The following is a 7,519-nucleotide window of genomic DNA, read 5'->3' as shown; positions in this document are numbered from 1 at the left end:
TGAAGACGGTATAGCGCAATTAACCGATGTACCAAATGGGCAATTTACTGTTCAATATGGGGAAGATACGCGCGAGTATGAACCTCAAGATAACACCACACCAAACCCGCTTTATAAAAGAATAACCCCCGCCTCTGCCATACAAATGAGCAGAGCTGGGCAAACAGCAACACTTGATGAAGCAAGCAACATAGCTAGCCAAGCAGGTGATTGGTTATGGGGAGCACTGCAAGGCGACTTTAATAAAGACCCTACAACTGCGCAGATTGTGGTAGGCAGTATTATTTCGATGATACCGGTTATTGACCAAGTCATGGACGTGCGGGATATTTTAGCCAATGTAATGCTGCTGACTGATGACGATAAAGCCAACGACAGTGATGGCTGGATTGCCTTTACGCTCACCGCGATAGGTTTAGTGCCTGTGCTCGGCTCCGCGGTAAAAGGTGTTGGTAAAGTGGTGATTAAAAACAGCGGCGACACAATAGAAGCCGCAATTGCAGTGTTACGCAAGTTGGGCAAAGGCGACCCCGTTCAGTATTTACGCAAAATAAATTGGCAAGACCTAGGTAAACAAGCAGCCAGTGAAGTCAAAGCAATTATTAAAAGCTTTAGAGGTACATTACAAGATATTTCAACTAGTTGGCAATACGACCTACTGCTGCCACAACTAGCCATAGACGGCATGCAATCCACCATTAAACAGCTTGATGAAATAGCGCCCAAAATAGACCAAGGCGTTAAAAACGCAGCCAGTGAAATTGGCAATCGCGTAAACAAAGCCCTTGATGAATTCGAGCCGCCGAAAAGCACCGGTATTGTGGGTAAGCCTAAAAAGACTATTGCGAATGAATTAGATGCGCCGAAAGGAAATGATTTGAAGGGGCTAGGAATAATAAAAAGGATAGGCGAGTAGCTCCTGAATTATATGCCAAGCTAAGAAGGTCTACACCATCTCCTGAGATCAGAAATCAAGTAAATAAGAACAAAAAGCCACCTTATCCAGATGAAGCGTTGCCAGGGCTAATTGTCATAGGGCGCTTAGAAGCCGATCACGTTGTTCCAATGGACAAAATAACTAGAATGGGTGGCTTTGAAAGGCTAACATTAGAACAACAAAAGCAAGTACTCAACGACCCCATTAACTTCATCGGTCTAAGTAAAACGGCTAACACTTCTAAAGGTTCAAAAAGCTTTTCACAGTGGACTGAGTATAAAAAAGGAGGTATCAAAGTATCCCCAGAATTCAGAGAAAGAATGATGAAACTTGAGACGCAATTAGAATTAGACATTCAAAGTAAGATAAAAACTTTAGTAAAATAAATTTAAGGTAATTTTTAATGGACAATGAATTAAAAAAATTTTTAGGCGAATATTTTGACAAACCTGAAGTTATTGACACTAAAATTTTATCCGCCGATATAACGGCAGTAATACCTGAGGTATGGGCTGAAATATTTAAAGAAAACGACTCGAAAATTGAACGAACTATTAATTTATTTAGCAAATTCCGTAACGATTTAGAGCTTACCTATGAATACCTAGCAGAGCAACTTGAAACTATTAATTTAGCATATTACTTTGAAGAGTATCATTTAGTTTTTGGTATTCGCTCTTTGTCAGGAAATCAAATTCTATATTATCAATCTAAAAATCCAAAAAATATAGAATTAACAGAGTGCTTCTCTCAACTTCCGAATGATTTAAAAGATTTTTACACACACTTTAATGGCTTTAATTACCTAGTCTCAAACTCAATGGGGCTTTTACCAATTGATGAGCAAGAATTATTGGATGAGTATGACTGGGAAGTATTAGAAGAGCACGATGTGGATATAGACTTAAACAAGTTCAAAAGCATTTTTACTAATGGCGCTGGAGGTTACATCTGTTTTAATCGTATTAAAGGCCTTGAAGAATCCTTAATTTGGTGGGCTGATGAACTACCAACTATGAACATAGATCTGTGGGCAACAGTTGATACTTGGATAACAATTGGTTTTGAAGACTAATCAATAACACGCTAAGGAAAGCAGATGCAACCCGACATTAAAAACATCCCGCACCACCTAGGTTAGTACCTTTATCAACAAATAGATGAGCCGTGGTTTGAAGCTCAGCTTATTTTAGATTGCGAAAACAACAATGTACTTGAGTGCAAAGCTCACTTTATTAAAACAGATGACAAAACACGGCATGCAATTGCTGTATCTGAAAATATAACAGCGCTGTTTAAAACGTTATTTGACCACGCCATTAAAAATGAAGTGGAAAATTGGCAGCGCGCTATTTTTACTATCACTCGTCAGGGTCAATTTAACTTAAACTTTGAGCGCGATAATAACGATGAAGCCACTTTATCACTTTAAATGAGCAACATAAGCATAGCGTTAAATTTATTTAAAACTTTATAAATTAATAACAATAATTGAACCTGAGCTGGATACATATTAAACTGTACGCCAATTTGTTTTTTAAACAAACGAAAGTCAAGGAAGACGAGTTAGGTACCCCAACTTATTAATACTCCTCCATGATATTTCGTGACATTTAACATTTATTATTTAAATAATTTTACGGAGTACCTATGAAAAAATTAAGCGCACTTTTGGGTTTATTGTTATTAAGCGGTTGTTCTACACCTCCTCCAGCCCAAGAAACTGAGCAAGTAGTTTTAGAACCTATTGCAGAGATTAACGAAGTAGCTGCACCAATTTCATTAACTGTTATTACTAACCCTGCTGATGCTCGCGTTCGTATTATGAATATCAACCCTGTTTACAAAGCGGGTATTGAGCTTAAAGAAGGTAAATACGATATTGAAGTAAGCAAAGCAGGATACCTTACTTACAGAAAATGGGTTTCAGTTGATAAAAAAACAATACTAACTGTTGAACTCGATACTATGGAAGCAAGCCAGTCGGCTCAATAAGCCTCCAAGTACGTTTTAGTTTATATGCCTTAGCCTGGTTAATTTAATAACTGGCTTAAGGCGTATTAAATCCTTCATAAAGCCACAAATATCCTACTGCGAAATAACTACCAATATTCACTAAAACACATAACCACAACACAATAATAAAACGTCGCTTTTGCGATTTATGACGAAGTAATTGTTGAGCAAGTAATGCCCCTGGCCATCCTCCAAATAATGCAAGAAGCTGCAGTGTGCGCTCTGGTGTGCGGTTTACTTTTGTATGTGAAGAGCGTTTAGCTTGTCGCTTATCCCACGCGTACATAAAAAAGGTTATAGCACTTAATACACTTATATAACCAGGTACATATATTGGTATATAAACGGGTAAGTATTGCAGTGGGTAAGCCAGCCAAATGGCAGCTAAGTAAAGTAATGAGAACGTTATTAATATTTTCTTTATCAATTAATTATCACCTATACTGGGCTTATAAAAACCTAACAACAAGAGTCAAATTATGACATATTTTAAATCTCTATTCTTAGTATTATGTTTGTGCACATTTAGTAGCTTTGCTAATGAAACTGCCAGTAACCTTGATAAAGAGCTAGAAGTGTTTAAACCTTACTTAGGAACGTGGCAAGCAGACTTTAAAGTACCTGAAGGTGCAAAACCTGTGCAAGATGTGGGTAAATGGGAACGCGCGCTAAATGGTAAGGCTATACGCACTATGCACTCAATTAATGAAGGTGAGTATGGTGGCGAGTCGATGATTTTTTACGATACTAAAAAGCAGTCACTCGTATTTTACTACTTTACCACCGCAGGATTTTATACAAAAGGGATTATGAAGGTATTAAGCCCTACTCAGTTTGTCGCTTATGAAGATGTAACAGGCAGCAAAGATGGGATCACAAAGGTTAAATCGACTAGTGATTTGAAAGACGATAAATTTATTGTATCGACCTCTTATCTTAAAAAGGGTGAGTGGACTAAACCTGAAAGCCGTACTTATACACGCAGTACAAAAGTGGTTAAATTTAAATAGCCGCGATTTATAAATACAAAAGACAGCCTAGGCTGCCTTTTTGTTATTTCATTCTTTAAAAGTCGTAAATTATTTTACGAATTTTTTAAATGGTGCATCTACAGGTGTATCTGCAAGATGATTAGTGTAGTTGCTCATTACTTTTTGAGATAAGCCAACAATAATTTCAAGTAGTTGCTGCTTGCCGTAACCTGCTGCAAAGAACTTTTCGATTTGCTCATCACTGATCACGCCACGTTCACGTGTCATTGCTAGTGTAGTTTCACGAAGAGTTTCTAGCTTAGGATTTTCAAGTGGTGTTTTATTTACAAGTGCATCAACAATACCTTGGTCAACTTTCATTGACGCAGCAATGGCGCTGTGTGCTGGTACACAGTAATGGCACGCGTGCTCAACATTAATTGATTGCCATACCACTGTAAGCTCTTCTGCATTGAACGATGTTTTTTGAAACAGCTCATGCAGTACTTGGTAACCTTTAAGTAATGTTGGTGCTTCAGCCATTACTGCGTGTAAGTTAGGTACCATACCAAATGCAGCTACTGAATCAGCCATTAGAGATTTTGATTCTTCAGGTGCGTTATCTGCTGTGTATAAAGTAAATTCTGCCATGTTTAGCTCCAATAAATAATTAGGTTTAAGTAACTTCGAGACACATAATATTTGATTTTGAGCGATTGTTCAAGTTAAAATTGAGCAAATGTTCAAATTAATTGAGAAACAACATGGTTAATAAGGTGAAGTTTGAGCGCGAGACAGTTGTCCGCCTTGCAAGTCAGCTATTCTGGGAAAAGGGTTTTCATGCAACTTCGACGCGTGATTTACAAGATGTTGTAAACATGCGCCCAGGAAGTATCTATTCTGCTTTTGGTTCAAAAGAAGGCCTCTATATTGAATCGTTAAAAGACTACACAGTGCAAATGGAAAGCCAGATTAAAGAATGCCTATCTACATCAGACAGCATTCTTGGTGGTTTACGTGCTTTTGTTGAGGATGTCGTCACAAAGAAAGAAAGTACACCGAGTGCTATTTGCATGTTGGTGAAAGCTAATTGCGAGTTTGCCGATAAAGATAGCAATTTATATCAACTAAGTTTAGATTTAGCTGATAAGTTTGAAAACTATCTTTCGATTCTTTTTGAGCAAGCAATTGAAAACAATGAGTTGAGTAATAATATATCAGCGCAAGAATATGCACGTTTTTTTGAAGTTCAATTTACTGGGTTACGTGGTTACTTTAACCGCCCAGGTGTAGAGTCTCTTGCTCAGCCTATGATCAATCAAATGTTCAAGATCATAAAAAGCCTATAAACACCTTCCAATCAATAATTTGAATAAAAAACGGCAGTAATTAAATTACTGCCGTTTTTATTTTATCTGAATACTTAGTAAGTATTATGTTTTTAATTTATTTAGCTCTGAGTCTTGCTGCGCAACAAGTTTGTTAAGCGCTTCGCTACTATCCCCCGCTTGTGTAGATAAGTCAGCAAGTTGCGAGGCGGCATCAGATATAAGCGTTAAATTACGGTTAATTTCTTCGGTCACTAAGCTTTGTTCTTCAGCAGCGGTTGCAATATGTGTAATTTGATTGGTTATTTCATCAACTTTAACGACAACACTGTGCAGAGCATCAAAAGCTACTGATGTTTCATCAACAGCATTTTGCGCACGTACTACGCCTTTTTCAATAACGGTAGACGCATTACCCACTTCAGATAATAAGCTATCAATTAACTGGCTTATGTCATCTGTTGATGAACGCGTTTTAGAAGCAAGTGCACGTACTTCATCAGCAACAACAGCAAAGCCTCGGCCATGTTCACCAGCTCGCGCAGCTTCAATAGCTGCATTAAGAGCAAGTAAGTTTGTTTGTTCTGAAATAGTACGAATTACATCTAATATTTGCGTAATGTCTTTACTGCGCGAAGCTACTTTTTCAACGGCTTGATTAGCTTCTTTAATTTCTTCAGACATTGTTTTAACTTGTGTCATTGCTGACGATAAGCTCGATTCACTGCTTACTACCAAGCTGTTTATTTCATCGGCTTGTTGAGCTGATTGCTCTGATGCTCTGGCGACTTCGAGTGCTGTTGCGCTCATTTCGTTCATAGCCGTTACCACACTTTCAATTTCTTGAAATTGAGATTGAACATTATGCTTAGTATCAATAGCTATATGCTGCGCTATTTCACCTTGTTGCTTGGTTTGATCAGACACATCTTTAAGTTCTGTAATTAAAATACGTAACTTAGATAAAAAGGCATTAAAGCCACCAGCTAAAGCAATGAGCTCTGCATGAGTTTCAACATGAAGTGTATGCGTTAAATCGCCTTCAGAACTTGCTAAGTTATCTACACGTTGTTGAATTTGCTGAAGAGGCGCAACCACGCTACCAATAACAAATTTCATTATTAAAAATGCAATAACGCCAATAACAGCACCTGTAATTAAAATCATCGCGCCTAAATCGTTTGCAGTATCGGCCATATCTTGTGACAGTGCATCAGGGCCCGCTAAAGCTAAGTTACTAGGTACTTCAATAAGTAAAGACCACTGTCTATTAGCTAGCTTTATATTTATAGGGTAATTAACTAAGTACTCAGACGATGTTTTAAATATGCCTTTTTGGCCCTTAAATTTTTCAAGCTCTTTAAACAAGTTAGAACTAACCGCTTCTTTGAATGGGCGCCCTAATTTAGATTTATAATGGCTACTTCCCACTACTAAACCAATATCGCTAAGCACGGTTACTTTAGCTTGGCCATTATAAAGCTGTTTAGAAAGTTCCTCAGTCATGGCCTGAAAGGTCGGCAGTGTTAAATCAACACCCGCTAAACCAATAAACTGACCCGATTTTAAAATAGGCACTGTTAATGAGGTAAGCATTACTGAATCGCCAGATGGGATTTCGTATAAATACGGTTCCATAATACAAGGCTTGAGTGTGTCTTTTGCACACAAGTACCAATGCGCTTCACGAATGCCGAACTCATTAAGTGAGGTAATATATTTATCAGCGCCATTAGCTACTTTTTGCTGCTCAATCACGTTATTCTGATCGCGTGTTATATAAACTTCTAGCGTACCATCGCCATTAACCGAGTGCTTATAGCCGGTTGTAAAATTTGAATCTTGTCCATCAAACGCATTTGGTTCAAACTGAGAGTAAATAGATGATAGTAATCTATTTTGTTCTAAAATAGAGCGATTAATACTTACTACTGTATCGCGACTAAGGCTTTCGCTTTTAGCAGCATCACCTAATAACGCAGCTAAAGAGTATGGCACTCGGTAAGCTTCGTTAATAAAGCCCGCTATTTTTTCACCATATATTGCTGCATTTGCATTCAACTTTTCTTCAACTTCAGCAACAATGTAATCTTCTGACTTGCTTGCTAGTTCGGTATTACTTGCAGATAACTGCCACCACAAAATGCTCGAAAGCACTAATACAGTGATAAATATACTTCCGACAGTAAGCCAAAGTAATTTTTTTGCTAGCGATATTTCCCGCATTCATCTCACCCTTAAATTAAAACTACTGATATAGTTTAGTA

At 37.7% G+C, this 7,519-nt stretch carries 9 protein-coding genes and 1 pseudogene; 7 read left to right on the top strand and 3 right to left on the bottom strand.

Annotated elements, in window-relative coordinates:
- The 5 genes and pseudogenes from WNY79_RS19940 to WNY79_RS19920 form a co-directional block, all read left to right on the top strand.
- Nucleotides 1-916, top strand: a pseudogene (locus WNY79_RS19940) (hypothetical protein); the annotation flags it as partial.
- 149 nt (nt 917-1,065) lie between these two features.
- The gene (locus WNY79_RS19935; RefSeq protein ID WP_342876712.1) at nt 1,066-1,323 is read left to right on the top strand and encodes a hypothetical protein; all 258 of its coding nucleotides are present in this window, start codon (nt 1,066-1,068) and stop codon (nt 1,321-1,323) included.
- A 17-nt stretch (nt 1,324-1,340) separates the two neighbouring features.
- The gene (locus WNY79_RS19930) at nt 1,341-2,012 is read left to right on the top strand and encodes an SMI1/KNR4 family protein (RefSeq protein ID WP_182693141.1); all 672 of its coding nucleotides are present in this window, start codon (nt 1,341-1,343) and stop codon (nt 2,010-2,012) included.
- Between the two features lie 81 nt (nt 2,013-2,093).
- On the top strand, nt 2,094-2,369 hold the full coding sequence (locus WNY79_RS19925) for an immunity protein YezG family protein (RefSeq protein ID WP_342876713.1): 276 nt from the start codon (nt 2,094-2,096) through the stop codon (nt 2,367-2,369).
- Nucleotides 2,370-2,587: 218 nt separating this feature from the next.
- The gene (locus WNY79_RS19920; protein WP_007586203.1) at nt 2,588-2,932 is read left to right on the top strand and encodes a PEGA domain-containing protein; all 345 of its coding nucleotides are present in this window, start codon (nt 2,588-2,590) and stop codon (nt 2,930-2,932) included.
- A 55-nt stretch (nt 2,933-2,987) separates the two neighbouring features.
- Here the strand turns inward: WNY79_RS19920 and WNY79_RS19915 are convergent, their stop codons facing one another.
- On the bottom strand, nt 2,988-3,380 hold the full coding sequence (locus tag WNY79_RS19915) for a DUF1294 domain-containing protein (RefSeq protein WP_342876711.1): 393 nt from the start codon (nt 3,378-3,380) through the stop codon (nt 2,988-2,990).
- Between the two features lie 52 nt (nt 3,381-3,432).
- On the opposite strand from WNY79_RS19915, the gene WNY79_RS19910 reads away from it, so the two are divergent.
- Entirely contained in the window at nt 3,433-3,963 is a 531-nt protein-coding gene (locus WNY79_RS19910; protein ID WP_024598480.1) for a hypothetical protein, read from the top strand.
- A gap of 69 nt (nt 3,964-4,032) precedes the next feature.
- Here WNY79_RS19910 and WNY79_RS19905 read toward each other — a convergent pair whose 3' ends face one another.
- Nucleotides 4,033-4,575, bottom strand: coding sequence for a carboxymuconolactone decarboxylase family protein (locus tag WNY79_RS19905; protein WP_024598479.1), 543 nt, complete (start codon nt 4,573-4,575; stop codon nt 4,033-4,035).
- Between the two features lie 113 nt (nt 4,576-4,688).
- On the opposite strand from WNY79_RS19905, the gene WNY79_RS19900 reads away from it, so the two are divergent.
- The gene (locus WNY79_RS19900; protein ID WP_197184737.1) at nt 4,689-5,273 is read left to right on the top strand and encodes a TetR/AcrR family transcriptional regulator; all 585 of its coding nucleotides are present in this window, start codon (nt 4,689-4,691) and stop codon (nt 5,271-5,273) included.
- 84 nt (nt 5,274-5,357) lie between these two features.
- Here the strand turns inward: WNY79_RS19900 and WNY79_RS19895 are convergent, their stop codons facing one another.
- Nucleotides 5,358-7,478 (bottom strand): methyl-accepting chemotaxis protein, encoded by a 2,121-nt coding sequence (locus WNY79_RS19895; RefSeq protein WP_342876710.1) that lies wholly within the window; start codon nt 7,476-7,478, stop codon nt 5,358-5,360.
- Between the last annotated feature and the right edge of the window lie 41 nt (nt 7,479-7,519).

Source organism: Pseudoalteromonas sp. AS84 (assembly GCF_038900255.1).
Taxonomy (GTDB): Bacteria; Pseudomonadota; Gammaproteobacteria; order Enterobacterales; family Alteromonadaceae; genus Pseudoalteromonas.
Note: the sequence above shows the minus strand (reverse complement) of the source record. Positions and strands in the feature narration are given on the sequence as shown.